Source organism: Burkholderia sp. SR8 (genome assembly GCF_052851275.1).
The window spans coordinates 272,889-287,375 of the sequence record NZ_JAULUC010000003.1 but is presented as its reverse complement, the minus strand read 5'-3'; the positions used below and the strand labels follow the sequence as shown (position 1 = coordinate 287,375).

Below are 14,487 nucleotides of genomic sequence, written 5' to 3'. Positions count from 1 at the left end.
CTGGCTCTCTGAATCGGAAATCGGAAACTAGAAGGTGTAGCGGCTGATCGTGTCGGCGACGCAGCCCGGCCGCGCGTCGCCTTCGATCTCGACGGTCACGCGGATCCAAGCCTGCACGCCGCCGTCGAGCGGCTCGACGCGCAGCAGCTCGCCGACGCCGCGCACGCGGGCGCCGACCCTCACCGGCGCCGGGAAGCGGATCCGGTCGCAGCCGTAGTTCACGCCGAGCCGCGCGCCGTCGATCCGCACGATCTGCGGCAGGAAATGATTGACGAGCGACAGCGTCAGGTAGCCGTGCGCGATGCACGCGCCGAACGGGCCGTCCTTCGCGCGCTGCGGATCGACGTGCACCCACTGGTGATCGCCGGTCGCGTCCGCGAAACGGTCGATGCGGGTCTGGTCGATCGCGAGCCAGTCGCTCGCGCCGAGCGTGTCGCCGACGGCCGCCGCGAGTTCGCCGGGATGCGCGAACACTCGGGGCGCCGCGCGCACGGGGTCGAGGGTCGTCGCCATCATGCGTGCTGGCTGCTGACCGACAGCACTTCGCCCGTCATGTACGACGCGTAATCGCTTGCAAGGAACACCATCACGTTCGCGACCTCCCAGACTTCGGCGGCGCGCCCGAAAGCTTCGCGCGACGCCAGTTGATTCAGCAGGTCGGCCGGAGCCGACTTCTTCAGAAAATCGTGCATCGCGATGCTCGGCGCGACCGCGTTGATGCGCACGCCGTACGGCGACGCCTCGAGCGCCGCGCAGCGCGTGAGCGCCATCACGCCGGCCTTCGCCGCCGCGTAGTGCGCCTGTTCCGCCTGCGCGCGCCAGCCGAGCACCGATGCGTTGTTGACGATCGCGCCGCGGCCGCGGGCCTGCATGTGCGGCAGCATCGCGCGCGTCATCCGGAACGTCCCGGTAAGGCTAATGTCGATCACCCGCGACCATTCGGCATCGTCCATTTCGACGATGCGTCTGGCGCCGCCGAGCCCGGCGTTGTTGATCAACACGTCGACGCCGTCGAGCTTGTCCTGCGCGTCGGCGACGAGTGCCTGCACGTCGTCTTCCACCGCGACGTTGCACAGGCGGCCGTAGACCTGCTGCAGCCCGGTCTCGGCGCGCAGCGTCTCTACCGCCTGTTCGAGGCGCTTCTCGTGAATGTCGGAGACGAACAGCGCGCGGCAGCCTTCCTCCGCGCACCGGCGCGCGGCCGCGAAGCCGATGCCGGCGCCGGCGGCGGCCGTGATCAGCACCGACTTGCCGGCGAGCAGCTGGTGGCCCGGCACGTACGCCGGGGCTTTGCGGATCTGGGGTTCGGTCATGCGTTTCCTCGCGGTTCTCTGGGCATGCCGAGCCCGCGCTCGGCCATGATGTTCAGCTGGATTTCGTTGGTGCCCGCGTAGATCGTGTCCGCACGGGAGAACAGGAACACGCGCTGCAGATGGGTGAGCTTGTCGTCGGCCGGATCGAGCACGTTCGCGCGCGGCCCGAGTGCATCCATCGCGAGCTGGCCGAGGTCGCGGTGCCAGTTCGACCAGTAGTACTTGTAGATCAGCGCTTCGCGGCGCAGCGGTGCGGTGGCGCCGCCGTTCGCGTCGTCGGCGCCGGACAGCATCCGCAGCGCGTTGTAGCGCATCGCGCGCAGCCCGGCCCATGCGCGGCCGATCCGTTGGCGCAGCACCGGGTCGCGAGCGGCGCCCGATTCGCGCGCGGCGTCGATCACCCATTCGAGTTCGCGGACGAACTGCATCTGCTGGCCGAGCGTCGACATCCCGCGCTCGAATCCGAGCAGCGTCATCGCGATCCGCCAGCCGTCGCCCGCCGCGCCGACGAGGTCGCGTGCCGCCGCGCACGCGCCGTCGAAGAACACTTCGTTGAATTCGGCGCCGCCGTTGAGCTGTTTGATCGGGCGGATCTCGATGCCCGGCTGGTCGAGCGGCATCAGCAGGAACGACAGCCCCTTGTTGCCCTTCGATGCCGGATCGGTGCGCGCGAGCACGAAGATCCAGTCCGAATCGTGCGCGAGCGACGTCCATACCTTCTGGCCATATACCCGCCACGTCCCGTCGGCACCCTGCTCCGCGCGCGTGCGCACGTTCGCGAGATCGGAACCCGCGCCGGGTTCCGAGTAGCCCTGACACCAGAACTGCGTGCCGGCGAGAATGCCCGGCAGGAAGCGCGCACGCTGGTCGTCGGTGCCGCAGGCAACGAGCGTCGGCCCGAGCAGCCCTTCGCCGATATGACCCATCCGGCCGGGGCCGCCGGCGCGCGCGTATTCCTCGTGGAAGATCACCTGTTCGGCGACCGAGAAGCCGCGGCCGCCCGCGTTCGTCGGCCAGCCGAGGCCGGTCCAGCCGCCTCGCGCCAGTTCCCGCTCCCACGCCTTGCGCCGTTCCGGGAACGCTTCCTCGTCGCCGGGGCCGCCGCGGTATTTCAGGCACGCGAATTCGCCGGTCAGATGCGACTGCACCCAGTCGGCGACTTCGTGCCGCAATTGCTGTTCGCGCGTATCGCTGTTCATTGGAGCGCTCCTGTACGCGCGGCGGACGGACGCGTTGCCATCGGCACGGACGGCAACGACGACGGCGGCGAGCGCACCGCGTCGCGCTGCGACGTGCCGCCGTCGATTGCATGGCATGCGATCCATTCGAGCAGTTGCGGCGTCGTGCCGAACTGCGCGCCCGACGCCTGCGCGCGCTTGAAATAGAGATGCGGGTCGTATTCCCACGTGAAGCCGACGCCGCCGTGCAGCTGGATCGCTTCCTGCGCGCAGAACGCATACGCATCGTTGGCAGCGGCCTTCGCGGCCGCGACGTCGGCACACAGTGCGGCGCCGGGCGCCCCGTTGCCGGCTTCCGCGTCCCACGCATGCGCGGCGCCGAGCACGGCCGAACGCGCGGATTCGATCAGGACCATCATCTGTGCGCAGCGATGCTTGACCGCCTGGAACGACGCGATCGCGCGGCCGAACTGCACACGCTGGCCGGTGTAGTCGAGCGTGAGGTCGAGACATTGCTGTGCGCCGCCGAGCTGTTCGGCGGCCAGCGTGAGCGTCGCGAACCATGCGGTGCGTTCGAGCACCTGCGCGGCAACGGCGCCGACAGCGAACAATGCGTCGCGGCTCACGCGGCTTTCGTCGAGCGTGACACGCGCAATCGGCCGCGTCGCATCGAGCGTGTCGAGCGGCGTCACGCTCAGGCCGGCCGCCGTCGCGACGCCGATTGCAAACAACCCGATCGCCTGCCCTTCGTTCGCGATCCGCGCCGGGATCAGCAGCAGGTCGGCACGCGCGCCGTCGATCACCTGTTCGATCGTGCCGGACAGTGCGTAACCGCCTGCGGCTTCTTCCGCGACGATGGGCAGTTGGCGGGCCCCTGTCGGCAACTCGAACGGCAGCGCCAGCGTCGCGCTGCACGCGCCTTCGGCGATCTTCGCGAGCCAGCCGGTCGCGGCGGCCGTATCGGCGCACCCGGCCAGCGCCGTTGCGGCGACGCACGCCGTCGAAAAATACGGCACGCACGCAACCCGCCGGCCGAGCTGCTCCATCAGCAGCGTCTGCTCGACCGCGCCGAGCCCCATCCCGCCCGCCGCCTCCGGCAGCGACAGCGCGTTCCAGCCGAGCTCGCCCGAGAGCGCGGCCCACAGCGCGTCGTCGCGGCCGGCCGATTGCTCGATCGCGCGGCGCACGTCGGCGGATGCGCTGCGTTCGGCGAGCACGTCGGCCGCCGCGTCGCGGATCATCGCCTGTTCGTCGGTGAGCGTCAGATCCATGTGTCAGCTCCCGTACACGCGCTGCGCGGGCCGTGCGTCGGCGAGCAACTGCGCGACCGCCGGGCCGACGTCGGCCGGCGCCCAGCGCGCGCCGCGATCGACGCGCGGGCCGGTGCGCCAGCCTTCGGCGACCGCGATCATCCCGCCCGCGACCTCGAACACCTGGCCGGTCACGTCGGCCGACAGCGCGCTGCCGAGCCACACCACCAGCGGCGCGACGTTGGCCGGATCGAAATAGTCGAAGCCGCCGTCGTCGGGCTTCTTCATCATGTCGGCGAACACGCCTTCGGTCATCGACGTGCGCGCGGCCGGCGCGAGCGCGTTCACGCGTACGCCGTAGCGCTGCAGCTCGACCGCCTGCATCAGCGTGAGCGCCGCGATGCCGGCCTTCGCCGCGCCGTAGTTCGACTGGCCGATCGAGCCTTGCAGCCCGGCGCCCGAACTCGTGTTGACGATGCGCGCATCGACCGGGTTGCCGGCCTTCGCGGCATCGCGCCATACGCGTGCGAGCACGTTCGACAGGCAGAAGTGGCCGCGCAGATGCACGCGCATCACGTCGTCCCAGTCGGTCTCCGTCATGCTGGTGAACATCTTGTCGCGGCAGATGCCCGCATTGTTGACGAGCACGTGCACGTCGCCGAATGCGTCGCGTGCCGCATCGACGATCCGCTGCGCCGTGTCGAGCGTCGTGATGTCGTCGGCGTTCGCGAGCGCACGGCCGCCGCGCTGCGCGATCTCGTCGCACACCGCCTGCGCGGCGTCGTGCCGGATGTCGTTGACGACGACCGCCGCGCCTTCGGCCGCGAACGCGCGCGCGTACTCGCGCCCGAGCCCGCCGCCCGCGCCGGTGATGATAACGGTGCGTCCGTTACAGATTCCCATGCTGGTGCCTCTTGAATCGAGAGATCGTGAAATCGACCATGACGCGCTCACAGGCGCTCGATGATCGTGACGTTCGCGAGCCCGCCGCCTTCGCACATCGTCTGCAGTCCGTAACGGCCGCCGGTGCGCTCCAGCTCGTGCAGCAGCGTCGTCATCAGCCGCGCGCCGGTCGCGCCGAGCGGATGACCGAGCGCGATCGCGCCGCCGTTCGGGTTGGTCTTCTCGTGCGGAAAGCGCGTATCGGCGAGCCATGCCTGCGCGACCGATGCGAACGCCTCGTTCAGCTCGACGACGTCGATCTGCGCCCAATCGAGCCCGCTCTTTTTCAGCGCGGCCCTGGTCGCGGGAATCGGCGCCGTGAGCATCCACAGCGGATCGTCGCCGAGCACGCTCAGGTGATGGATCCGCGCACGCGGCGTGAGGCCGTAGCGCTTCAGCGCCTCCTCCGACACGATCAGCAGCGCCGCGGCCGCATCGCAGGTCTGGCTCGCGACGGCGGCCGTCAGCGAGCCGCCGGGCGCGAGCGGTTCGAGCGTCGCCATCTTTTCGAGCGACGTGTCGGGACGCGGCGTCTCGTCGTGCATCACGCCTTCGAACGGCACGATTTCCCGCTTGAAATGGCCGGCTTCGATCGCCGCGATTGCGCGGCGATGGCTCTCCAGCGCATAGCGCTCCATCGCGTCGCGCGACAGGTTCCAGCGATCGGCGATCCGCTGTGCGGCGACGAACTGCGACACCGGCGCGTCGCCGAAGCGCGCGCGCCAGCCGGTGCTGCCCGAGAACGGATCGGTGAAACCGAGCGGCGCCGCGCACGTCATCGCCGACGAGATCGGAATCTGCGTCATCGTCTGCACGCCGCCCGCGACGACGACGTGCTGCACGCCGCTCATCACCGCCTGCGCGGCGAAATGCACGGCCTGCTGCGACGAACCGCACTGGCGGTCGACCGTCACACCGGGCACCTGCAGCGGCAGCCCGGCCGCGAGCCAGCACGTGCGCGCGATGTTGCCGGCGAGCGGGCCGATCGTGTCGACGCAGCCGAACACGACGTCGTCGTAGTCGTCGGCCGGAATCGCGTTGCGTTCGACGAGCGTCTTCAGCACGAAGCCGCCGAGGTCCGCCGCGTGCACGTGCGCGAGCCCGCCCTTGCGGCGGCCGGTCGGCGTGCGCAGCGCATCGACGATATAGGCTTGTTTCATGGATGGGTTTCCTCGAAATCGAAGGTCTGCGCGGGGCCGATCGGCAATGCGTCGCCGAGGATCGCGTCGGCCACGCGGGCCTTGTGGAACGCGGTATCGCCCCAGCTGCCGGCGAGCGCCCAGATCCGTTTCATGAAGATCTGCAGGTCGAGCTCCCACGTGTAGCCGATCGCGCCGTGCACCTGCATCGTGTGGCGCGCGGCCAGCTGTGCGGCGGCGATCGCCGCGAGCTTCGCGTGCGACACGAGCACCGCGCGCTGCGGGTGATCGTCGGCGAGCGCCTGCGCGGCGCGCGCGACCACCGGTCGCGCGAATTCGTAGCGGATCGCGACGTCGGCGAGCAGGTGCTTGAGCGCCTGGTACGAACCGATCGCCTTGCCGAACTGCTTGCGCTGCGCGCTGTAGTCGATCGCGACGTCGAGCACGCGCTGCGTGAGGCCGAGCAGCTGCGCGGCGACCGCGAACGCGCCGTGGTCGAGCGCACGGTTCAGCAGCGGCGCGGCTGCGTCGGCGCTCGCGATGCGCGTGGCCGCCGACGGCTCCCAGTCGAGCGTGAACAGGCGCCGCGACGGGTCGACGCTGTCGACCGCGCGCCACACGCATTGCGCGGGGTCGACGCGGTGCAGTTCGCCGCGGTGCTCGCACAGCAGCGCCTGCGCGACGTGCACGTCGGCCGCATACGGATTCACCGGATGCACGAGCGCGACACGTGCGCGCCCTTCGGCGATGTCGCGCAGCAGCGCGTCGCGCCAGTCGCCGGCAGGCAGCCGCGCGAGCACGCCGGCCGACACGAGCGCCGTGTCGAGCAGCGGCTCGGGGCTGCCGAAGTAGCCGTAGGTCTGCGCGAGCAGCGCCCATTCGACTTCGGTCAGGCCGAGGCCGCCCTGGGCTTCGGGCACCGACACGGCGGTCAGCCCCTGCGACGCGAACAGCGACCACAGCGCGTCGGAGCGGCCGGTCGGCGTGGCCCACAGCTCGCGGATCAGCTCCGGCGTCATCTCGGTCATCAGCAGGCGCTTCACGCTGTCCGCGAGCGCTTCCTGGTCTTCATCGAATACGAAATCCATACGATGTCCGTTCAGTGAGGGAATCGCCGTGCGCTTACGCGCGCGGCATGCCGAGCATCCGTTCGGCGACGATGTTGCGCTGGATCTCGTTGGTGCCCGCGTAGATCGGGCCCGCCTGCGCGAACAGGAAGCCGTCGAGCCAGTGGCCGAGCGTCGCGTGCTGCGCGGCCGTCTGCGGGACGACCTCGCCGTGCGCGCCGAGGATGTCGAGCGCGGTCTGGTGCATCCGCAGGTCGAGCTCCGACCAGAACACCTTGTTCGTGCTCGACTCCGCGCCGATGTGGCCGCCTTTCAGCAGCCGGCTCGCGGTCGCGTAGGTCGACAGCGCATACGCCTGCGCATCCATCCATGCGGACACCACGCGTTCGCGCAGCGTCGGGTCGCGGTCCGCGCTGTCGCGGTGCGCGAGATACAGGTCGCGCAGCGCCTGAGCGGTGCGCTGGAAGCGCGCGGGCGAACGCAGCATCAGCCCGCGCTCGAAGCCGGCCGTTGCCATCGCAACCTGCCAGCCCGCGCCTTCGGCCGCGAGACGGTTCTCGACCGGCACGCGCACGTCGTCGAAGAAGATTTCCGCGAAACCCGTCTGCCCGTTCAGCTGGCGGATCGGCCGCACCGTGATGCCCGGCGCCGACAGCGGCACCATCAGGAACGTGAGCCCGTGGTGACGCGACGACTCCGGATCGCTGCGGAACAGCCCGAACAACCAGTCGGCCCACACCGCGCGAGTCGACCAGATCTTCTGGCCGTTGAGCACGTACTCGTCGCCGATGCGGATCGCCGACGTGCGGATCGCGGCCATGTCCGAGCCCGCGTTCGGCTCCGACCAGCCCTGCGCCCACACGTGCTCGCCAGCGGCCATCGCGGGCAGGAAGCGCGCCTTCTGCGCATCGGTGCCGAAATCCATCAGCGTCGGGCCGAGCAGGAAGATGCCGTTCTGGTTCACGCGCATCGGTGCATCCGCACGCCAGTACTCCTCCTCGAAGATCAGCCACTCGATCAGGTCGCAGCCGCGCCCGCCCAGCTCGCGCGGCCACGTGACCATGCTCCAGCGGCCCGAGTGCAGCGTGCGCTCCCAGTCGCGGTGCGCGGCGAACCCCTCCTCGGTATCGAAGCTCGGCAGCCGCTCGCGCGGCACGTGCGCGGCGAGCCATTCGCGGATTTCCGCGCGGAACGCCTGTTGCTGCGGCGTATAGGTAAGGTTCATGCGCGGGCCTCCTCGGCGGCTGCCTGCGCGTCGAACCGCGCATCGCGCTTCTCGACGAACGCGGCACGCGCCTCCGTCGAATCGTTGGTCATGTATGCCTGCAGCGTGAAGCCCTGCTCCCAGCGGTATTTGTCCTCGAGATCGCCGTCCTCGACGCCGTTCAGCGCCTCCTTCGCGAGCCGCACCATCGCCGGGCTCTTGTCCGCGATCCTGCGCGCGATCGCGAGCGCCGCGCCGCGCAGCGCGTCGCGCGTCACGACCTGCTCGAGCGCGCCGAGCCGGTACGCTTCGGCCGCGTCGATCATGTCGCCGGTGAAGTACATCGCACGCACCTTCTGCACACCGAACAGCCGTTGCAGATGCGCGCCGCCGCCCATCGCGCCGCGGTCGATCTCCGGCACGCCGAAGCGCGCGCAGTCGGCCGCGACGACGATGTCCGCCGCGCCGCAGATGCCGATCCCGCCGCCGAGCACGAAGCCGTGCACCGCCGCGATCACCGGCTTCGGATTGCGATGCACCGCGCGGAAGGTTTCGTAGTTGCCCGCGTTGACCGACACGATCCGTTCCGGATGCGCGGCCAGCTCCTTGATGTCGACGCCCGCGCAGAAGCCGCGGCCGTCGCCGCGCACGACGATCGCGCGCACGTCGTCGTCCGCGCCGAGCGCATCGAGTGCACGCGCAAGCGCATGCCAGCCCTGCGCATCGAGCGCGTTTACCGGCGGATGCGCGATCACGAGTTCGGCGATGCCGTCCGCGCGCTCGACCCGGAACGGCGTCGCGCCGTTCGGTTGATTGGTTGCAGTCATCTCGAAAGCCTCCCTGTGATGTTTTTCAAGCCGCCTGAGCCGCTGCCGCGCCGCGCAGCGCGGCCAGCGCATCCAGCCGCTCGCCGGCTTCCGCGACGATCCTTGCGATCAGCGCGTCGCACGATTCGATCGCGCCGATCATCGCGGCCGCCTGGCCGCTCGGCAGCACGCCTTCGTCCGGGCGGCCCTCGACGATCGCGCGCTGGATCAGGAACGGCGCGTTCGCCGCCATCAGCGTCTGGCTCGCCGTGTAGTCGTGCGAGCGCAGCGCCTTGAGCGCGAGCCCCAGCATGTCGGTCGTGCGCAGCCCGTTCTGGCGGCGCCACGCGTCGGCCGTCTTCAGCGCGAACAGCGTGCGGCGCAGCGGGCCGAAGCGTTCGAGCTTCAGCAGATACGGGTTGTCGATCATTCGTTGCGGCAGCCCGTCGAGCGCGTCCGACACGCGGATGAGCGCCGGATCGCCGACCGCGACGTACCGGTCCAGCGTCGCGCGCGGCACCGGCGACTCGGCGCTCATCAGGAAGCGCGTGCCCATCGCGATTCCCGCCGCGCCATACGCGAGCGCGGCGGCGAGCCCGCGTCCGTCGAAGAAGCCGCCCGCCGCGACGACCGGCACGCGCACCGCGTCGAGCACCTTCGGCAGCAGCAGCGTGGTCGGCACCGAGCCCGTGTGACCGCCGCCTTCCGCGCCCTGCACCGTCACGATGTCCGCGCCGAGCTCAACTGCCTTCGCCGCGTGCTTCGGCGCACCGACGGTCGGCATGCAGACGATGCCCGCGTCCTTGAAGCGGCGGATCGTCTTCGCGTCCGGCCCGCGGCCGTAGCTGACTGCGCGCAACCGGTGCTTGATCGCGAGATCGACGACCTGTTCGGCATTCTTCTGAAACATGTGGAAGTTGATGCCGAACGGCTGGTCGGTCAGCGCCTTCACCTTCAGGATCTCGGCCTCGACCTGTTCGGGTTCGAGCGTCGCGCCGGCGAGGAAACCGAAGCCGCCCGCGTTCGCGGTGGCCGCGACGAGCCGCGCGTCCGCCACCCAGCCCATCGCGGTCTGCACGATCGGGTAGCGGCAGCCAAGCAGGTCGCACAACGGCGTGCGCAGCCGGGTTGCATGCATCGTGTTCATGCCGCGGCTCCGTTGACGGCGGCCGGTGCGGCGTCGCGCTGAGCGTCGTCGCCGGCCGTGCGCTGCGAACTGGCCATCTTGCGTGCGTCATAGCCGCCGAGGCGGTCGCCGCTGACGAGTTCGTTGTGCGCATGCGCGAAGTGATGCCATGCGAACGCCGCGTCCATCGCCGCGCGCTTGCCTTGCAGTTCCTCCACGTGGTTCAGCGCCTGCTTGGTCAGCGTGAGACCGAGGCGCGGCATCGTCGCGATCTTCGCGGCGATCGCGTAGGTCGCGTCGCGCAGCCGCTCGCGCGGCACCACGCGGTTGACCATCCCCATCTGGTATGCGCGCTCGGCCGGCATCCGCTCGCCGAGGAACAGGAATTCCTTCGCGATGCGCGGGTTCAGCTCGTACGCATGCGCGAAATACTCGACGCCCGGGATCCCCATCCGCACGACCGGATCCGCGAAGAACGCGTCCTCCGACGCGACGATCAGGTCGCACACCCACGCGAGCATCAGCCCGCCCGCGATGCACGCGCCGTGCACCATCGCAATCGTCGGCTTCGGCAGGTCGCGCCAGCGCCGGCACATCCCGAGGTACACCTCCTGCTCGCGTGCATAGAGGAACTCGCCGCCTTCCTTGTCGACGTGGTCGTACCACAGCGACGCACGATCGAACGACTCGTGGATGTCGCGACCCGGCGTGCCGATGTCGTGCCCCGCCGAGAAATGCTTGCCGGCGCCCGCGAGCACGATCGCCTTCACCGCGTCGTCGTGCGCCGCGCGCCGGAATGCCGCGTCGAGCGCATAGGTCATCTTCGAGTTCTGCGCGTTGTGATACTCGGGGCGGTTCATCGTGATCGTCGCGATGCCGTCCTCGACCGCATAGTCGACGACACCGTCGCCGAACGTCATCTGGGTCGCTTCCATGTCGGACCTCATCCGCGGCGCGGCGCCGGATTGTTGCGCACGATCGTCGCGCGCAGGTTGTGAGGATCGAGCGCCCGCACGATGCGCAGGTCGTCCGCACTCGGCGCGGCCGTCGTGCCGAGTTCCGGATGCGCGAGCAGCGGGAAGCCGGTCGCGTCCTGCACCTCGTCGAAGCTCACGCCCGGATGCAGCGAGCGCACACGGATCGCATGATCGGGACCGCCGAAATCCATCACGCACAGGTCGGTGACGATGCTGCGCAGGTCGACGAAGGTCCTCATGCCGGGCAGCCGGCGCGCCGGGTTGTAGCCGACCGTGCAGACCATGTCGACTTCGCCGGCGACGAACGTGCGCTTGCCGTGGCCGCTGACGAAGAACGAGTTCGCATGGTTCGTCGAGTTGCCGGGAAAGCCGCGTGCACCCAGCAGCTGCGTCTTCGGACGCGCGTAGTCGTCGCCGAGCCACGAGATGTTCGCCTGGCCGAAGCGGTCGATCTGCGTCGGCATCACGAGCGCGTGGCGGCGGCCGTGCCACAGGCAGTCGAACACGCGTTCGTAGGTCATCCAGCCGCTCGCCTTCACGCGGTAGCCGTCTGGACGGGGTCCTAGCGGGATCGGCTCCTCGACGAGATACGCTTCGCCGTCGGTCAGCATCAGCCCGTTGTTGTACGCGAGCCGCGCGAGGCCGGCCGCGAGCCGCGGGCCCGTGCCGATGCCGGTCGCCAGCACTTCGCCGTCGTCGCGCCACAGTCGCGCGGACGCGACGATCATCAGTTCCGCGAGGGAATGGTCGAGAGATTCGCTCACAGGCGCTCCTTTACAGAATCGGCAACGGCAGCGTCGTCACGTGCGACAGGCCGCCTACGCCTTCGAGGTACTGGCGTTCGTCCTGGCCGACCACGTCGCGCAGGTACGCCGCCGTCTTCGCATCGTCTTCCGCGCTCGCGCAGTACGCGCGCAGGTGCGGCAGATCCCAGCCGTAGGCGGGCCCGCACGACGTCGGATGCGCGCCGCCCGGTGCATGCACGACGCCGGTGACGAGCGAGCGCTCGAACGGATTGCGGCGCGCGGCATCGAGATCGTCGCTCGCGAGCGATGCGTCGACCGTTTCCGCCGACACGTAGCAACGCTTCGCGGCGCGCGCCATCCATGCATCGAAGAACGGATCGGGGCCATCGATGCGCGTATTGCCCATCCGGTCGCCCGCGTTCACGTGCAGCAGCGCGGCGTCGAGTTCGATCGCCGGCATCGCGAGCAGCGTCTCGCCGTCGTCATACGGCGACTGCACGGTGCGCAGCTGCGGCGCGTGATCGAGCAGCGCGGTGCCGAGCCCGGCACGCGTCGGCAGGAACGGCAGGCGCGCGGCGGCCGCGCGCAGGCCGAGCTGCAGCATCCCTTCGTCGAGCTCCAGCACGTCGACGCGGCCCTGTTCGCGGGCGCGGCGGAAATGCGGCTCGAGCGGGATCGCGTCGAGCGACACGAAGCCGAATACCGCCTTGCGCACCTTGCCCGCAGCGCACAGCAGCCCGATGTCGGCGCCGCCGTACGCGACGATCGTCAGGTCCTTCAGGTTCGAGCGCGCGATCTCGCGCACCAGCGCCATCGGCTTGCGCCGCGGCCCCCATCCGCCGATGCCGATCGTCATGCCGTCGGCGAGTTGCGCGACCACGTCGCGCGCGGACATCGTCTTGTCGAGAGGTTTCGTCGTCATCGTGCTGGCTTACCGGTATCCGATGCTGAAATCGTGGCCCCACTGGCTCACCTTCGTGGCCTCGAATACCGCGTGCTTCGACCAGTCGACCGTGAGGCCGCCGAAGCCGTATTCGAGATCGAAGCCGCCGGGGGTCTTCATGTAGAACGAGATCATCTGGTCGTTGCAGTGCCGGCCGAGCGTCGCCGACAGCTTCACGTCGTGCGCGGCGGCCCGGTCGAGCGCACGGCCGACTTCGTCCATCGAGTCGACTTCGGCCATCACGTGCACGCAGCCCGACGGCGCGGCCATCTCGAACAGCGCGAGGCTGTGATGGCGCGCGTTGCGGCAGTGCATGAAGTGGATGCGCTTCTCGGGTTCGGCCGGATCGGGCGTGAACTTCACGCGGTAGATGTCGGACAGCTCGAAGCCGAGCACGCCGCGCACGAATGCGTCGGTCGCATCGAACTGCGGCGCGGGCAGCACCGCGTGGCCGAGCCCCATGTCGCCGGTGACGAAACGCGCGACGCCCAGCGGCGACACGAAGCGGCGGAAGTCGCAGCGTGCGCCCCAGTACAGTTCGTGGCGGTTGCCGGACGGGTCGGTGCACCATGCCATCGCCTGCACGCGGCGCAGCGCGGCTTCGTCGCGCGTCGCGCGCACGGCTTCGACGCCCGCCTGCTGCAGTGCGGCCAGCGCGGCGTCGAACGCGGCGCCGTCGGCCAGCTCCCATCCCGATGCGAAATAGCGGTCGGTCGCGCCGGGAACGATCACGTAGCGGAAATCGCGCTCGTCCATCTTCAGGTACAACGCGCCGTCGGGCGCGTCGAGCGCCTGCATGCCCAGCACGTCTTGCGCGTAGCGGCGCCACGCATCGACGCGGGTCGCCTCGACGACGACGTAGCCGAGCGCACGGACATCGATCATGTCGGCCTCCTCCAGGTTCAGAATCCGTTGTTCGTGAAAGGATTCTGGCCGGTCGGGGATGGCGTCACATCGTCTGTTGGGACGAGAGGCGGCCGGTCTTTCAGGACCAGGCCGAACGGGAAGGCGATGGCGATCGGAGGTGCGCTGAAGCCCGGCGCGGCGGGCGCAGGCGTGCGATGCGCGATGCAGAAAGCGGAAGGAAGAACGGGGAGCGCGCCGACGGGCTGCCGCGCTGCGGCGCCGCGCGTCAGTCGAACGGGTTCAGCAGCCGGACGCCGGTGCCGGCGAAGTCGTCGACATTGCGCGTGACGACCGTCAGATCGTTGATCAGCGCGGTGGCGGCGATCAGCTTGTCGAGCGCGTGCGCCGGGTCCGGCACGCGCAAATGGCCCCACATCTGGCTGGTCTCGATATCGACCGGCAGGATGTTCGACGCATAGCCGGACAGGATCGTCGCCATCCAGGCCTCGAGCGCCGACGCCTGCGGATGATCGCCGCGATGACGGATCAGGTCGACGCCGCGCCGCAGCTCGGCCACCGTCACGACCGACAGGTAAAGCGGGCTCGCGTCCGCCTCGGCCCGCCTGAAGAACGCGCGTACGCCGCGGTTGGTTCGCTTGCCCTTCCTGATCTCGCTGATGACGTTGGTATCAATCAAAAACACGCCTGACCTCGCCGGAATCCTGAACACGTTGGAAATCCGCGTCTTCGCCGACGTCCGGCATGCTCATCAGCACTTGCGCGAAGGTCCGTCGCTTCGGCCGGCCGAGCGCATCGGCCAGAATGGCCCGATGTTCGGCCTCGGCGCTCCTGCCGTTGGCCGCAGCCTGCTCGCGCAGGCTCTGAACGATACTGTCATCCACGTTACGCACCAGAAGATTTGCCATGGGTCCCTCCACTCAGGTTGCTAT

At 69.6% G+C, this 14,487-nt stretch carries 16 protein-coding genes; all 16 read right to left on the bottom strand.

The genetic code is table 11. The annotated features are described in order from the left end of the window. Positions 1 to 27 precede the first annotated feature (27 nt). Complete coding sequence (locus Q3A80_RS05490) at positions 28 to 513, bottom strand: MaoC family dehydratase (protein WP_446328138.1); 486 nt, start codon at positions 511 to 513, stop codon at positions 28 to 30. Further along, positions 513 to 1,313 carry an SDR family oxidoreductase gene (locus Q3A80_RS05485; protein WP_446328048.1) on the bottom strand — a complete coding sequence of 267 codons (801 nt, stop codon included), beginning with the start codon at positions 1,311 to 1,313 and terminating at the stop codon, positions 513 to 515. The genes Q3A80_RS05490 and Q3A80_RS05485 overlap by 1 nt, the downstream gene beginning before the upstream one ends. After that, entirely contained in the window at positions 1,310 to 2,512 is a 1,203-nt protein-coding gene (locus Q3A80_RS05480) for an acyl-CoA dehydrogenase family protein (RefSeq protein WP_446328047.1), read from the bottom strand. Before Q3A80_RS05480 ends, Q3A80_RS05485 begins: the two co-directional genes overlap by 4 nt. Next, the gene (locus tag Q3A80_RS05475; RefSeq protein WP_446328046.1) at positions 2,509 to 3,762 is read right to left on the bottom strand and encodes an acyl-CoA dehydrogenase family protein; all 1,254 of its coding nucleotides are present in this window, start codon (positions 3,760 to 3,762) and stop codon (positions 2,509 to 2,511) included. Before Q3A80_RS05475 ends, Q3A80_RS05480 begins: the two co-directional genes overlap by 4 nt. Positions 3,763 to 3,765: 3 nt before the next feature. Beyond that, entirely contained in the window at positions 3,766 to 4,644 is an 879-nt protein-coding gene (locus tag Q3A80_RS05470) for an SDR family oxidoreductase (protein ID WP_446328045.1), read from the bottom strand. Between the two features lie 47 nt (positions 4,645 to 4,691). After that, positions 4,692 to 5,843: an acetyl-CoA C-acetyltransferase gene (locus Q3A80_RS05465; RefSeq protein ID WP_446328044.1), complete on the bottom strand. Its 1,152-nt coding sequence runs from the start codon at positions 5,841 to 5,843 to the stop codon at positions 4,692 to 4,694. Then, the gene (locus tag Q3A80_RS05460; protein WP_446328043.1) at positions 5,840 to 6,910 is read right to left on the bottom strand and encodes an acyl-CoA dehydrogenase family protein; all 1,071 of its coding nucleotides are present in this window, start codon (positions 6,908 to 6,910) and stop codon (positions 5,840 to 5,842) included. Before Q3A80_RS05460 ends, Q3A80_RS05465 begins: the two co-directional genes overlap by 4 nt. Before the next feature lie 34 nt (positions 6,911 to 6,944). Next, positions 6,945 to 8,114, bottom strand: coding sequence for an acyl-CoA dehydrogenase family protein (locus Q3A80_RS05455; protein ID WP_446328042.1), 1,170 nt, complete (start codon positions 8,112 to 8,114; stop codon positions 6,945 to 6,947). Further along, positions 8,111 to 8,920 carry an enoyl-CoA hydratase family protein gene (locus Q3A80_RS05450; protein ID WP_446328041.1) on the bottom strand — a complete coding sequence of 270 codons (810 nt, stop codon included), beginning with the start codon at positions 8,918 to 8,920 and terminating at the stop codon, positions 8,111 to 8,113. The genes Q3A80_RS05455 and Q3A80_RS05450 overlap by 4 nt, the downstream gene beginning before the upstream one ends. A 25-nt stretch (positions 8,921 to 8,945) precedes the next feature. Beyond that, positions 8,946 to 10,037 (bottom strand): NAD(P)H-dependent flavin oxidoreductase, encoded by a 1,092-nt coding sequence (locus Q3A80_RS05445; protein ID WP_446328137.1) that lies wholly within the window; start codon positions 10,035 to 10,037, stop codon positions 8,946 to 8,948. A gap of 5 nt (positions 10,038 to 10,042) precedes the next feature. Continuing rightward, positions 10,043 to 10,960 carry an enoyl-CoA hydratase gene (locus tag Q3A80_RS05440; protein ID WP_446328040.1) on the bottom strand — a complete coding sequence of 306 codons (918 nt, stop codon included), beginning with the start codon at positions 10,958 to 10,960 and terminating at the stop codon, positions 10,043 to 10,045. An 8-nt stretch (positions 10,961 to 10,968) separates the two neighbouring features. Then, positions 10,969 to 11,766: a CoA-transferase subunit beta gene (locus tag Q3A80_RS05435; protein WP_446328039.1), complete on the bottom strand. Its 798-nt coding sequence runs from the start codon at positions 11,764 to 11,766 to the stop codon at positions 10,969 to 10,971. Positions 11,767 to 11,776: 10 nt separating this feature from the next. Next, positions 11,777 to 12,670, bottom strand: coding sequence for a CoA transferase subunit A (locus Q3A80_RS05430; protein WP_446328038.1), 894 nt, complete (start codon positions 12,668 to 12,670; stop codon positions 11,777 to 11,779). Between the two features lie 9 nt (positions 12,671 to 12,679). After that, a complete protein-coding gene (locus tag Q3A80_RS05425) occupies positions 12,680 to 13,576 on the bottom strand; it encodes a VOC family protein (RefSeq protein WP_446328037.1) in 897 nt (298 codons plus the stop codon). Positions 13,577 to 13,823: 247 nt separating this feature from the next. Beyond that, positions 13,824 to 14,240: a PIN domain-containing protein gene (locus Q3A80_RS05420; RefSeq protein ID WP_446328036.1), complete on the bottom strand. Its 417-nt coding sequence runs from the start codon at positions 14,238 to 14,240 to the stop codon at positions 13,824 to 13,826. Beyond that, positions 14,227 to 14,463 carry a FitA-like ribbon-helix-helix domain-containing protein gene (locus Q3A80_RS05415; protein ID WP_014899176.1) on the bottom strand — a complete coding sequence of 79 codons (237 nt, stop codon included), beginning with the start codon at positions 14,461 to 14,463 and terminating at the stop codon, positions 14,227 to 14,229. The genes Q3A80_RS05420 and Q3A80_RS05415 overlap by 14 nt, the downstream gene beginning before the upstream one ends. Positions 14,464 to 14,487: the final 24 nt, after the last annotated feature.

Bases quoted from the DNA above. Each gene is read 5' to 3' on its own strand.
- Q3A80_RS05490 (WP_446328138.1), bottom strand. From the start codon at position 513: ATGGCGACGACCCTCGACCCCGTGCGCGCGGCGCCCCGAGTGTTCGCG.
- Q3A80_RS05485 (WP_446328048.1), bottom strand. From the start codon at position 1,313: ATGACCGAACCCCAGATCCGCAAAGCCCCGGCGTACGTGCCGGGCCAC.
- Q3A80_RS05480 (WP_446328047.1), bottom strand. From the start codon at position 2,512: ATGAACAGCGATACGCGCGAACAGCAATTGCGGCACGAAGTCGCCGAC.
- Q3A80_RS05475 (WP_446328046.1), bottom strand. From the start codon at position 3,762: ATGGATCTGACGCTCACCGACGAACAGGCGATGATCCGCGACGCGGCG.
- Q3A80_RS05470 (WP_446328045.1), bottom strand. From the start codon at position 4,644: ATGGGAATCTGTAACGGACGCACCGTTATCATCACCGGCGCGGGCGGC.
- Q3A80_RS05465 (WP_446328044.1), bottom strand. From the start codon at position 5,843: ATGAAACAAGCCTATATCGTCGATGCGCTGCGCACGCCGACCGGCCGC.
- Q3A80_RS05460 (WP_446328043.1), bottom strand. From the start codon at position 6,910: ATGGATTTCGTATTCGATGAAGACCAGGAAGCGCTCGCGGACAGCGTG.
- Q3A80_RS05455 (WP_446328042.1), bottom strand. From the start codon at position 8,114: ATGAACCTTACCTATACGCCGCAGCAACAGGCGTTCCGCGCGGAAATC.
- Q3A80_RS05450 (WP_446328041.1), bottom strand. From the start codon at position 8,920: ATGACTGCAACCAATCAACCGAACGGCGCGACGCCGTTCCGGGTCGAG.
- Q3A80_RS05445 (WP_446328137.1), bottom strand. From the start codon at position 10,037: ATGCATGCAACCCGGCTGCGCACGCCGTTGTGCGACCTGCTTGGCTGC.
- Q3A80_RS05440 (WP_446328040.1), bottom strand. From the start codon at position 10,960: ATGGAAGCGACCCAGATGACGTTCGGCGACGGTGTCGTCGACTATGCG.
- Q3A80_RS05430 (WP_446328038.1), bottom strand. From the start codon at position 12,670: ATGACGACGAAACCTCTCGACAAGACGATGTCCGCGCGCGACGTGGTC.
- Q3A80_RS05425 (WP_446328037.1), bottom strand. From the start codon at position 13,576: ATGATCGATGTCCGTGCGCTCGGCTACGTCGTCGTCGAGGCGACCCGC.
- Q3A80_RS05415 (WP_014899176.1), bottom strand. From the start codon at position 14,463: ATGGCAAATCTTCTGGTGCGTAACGTGGATGACAGTATCGTTCAGAGC.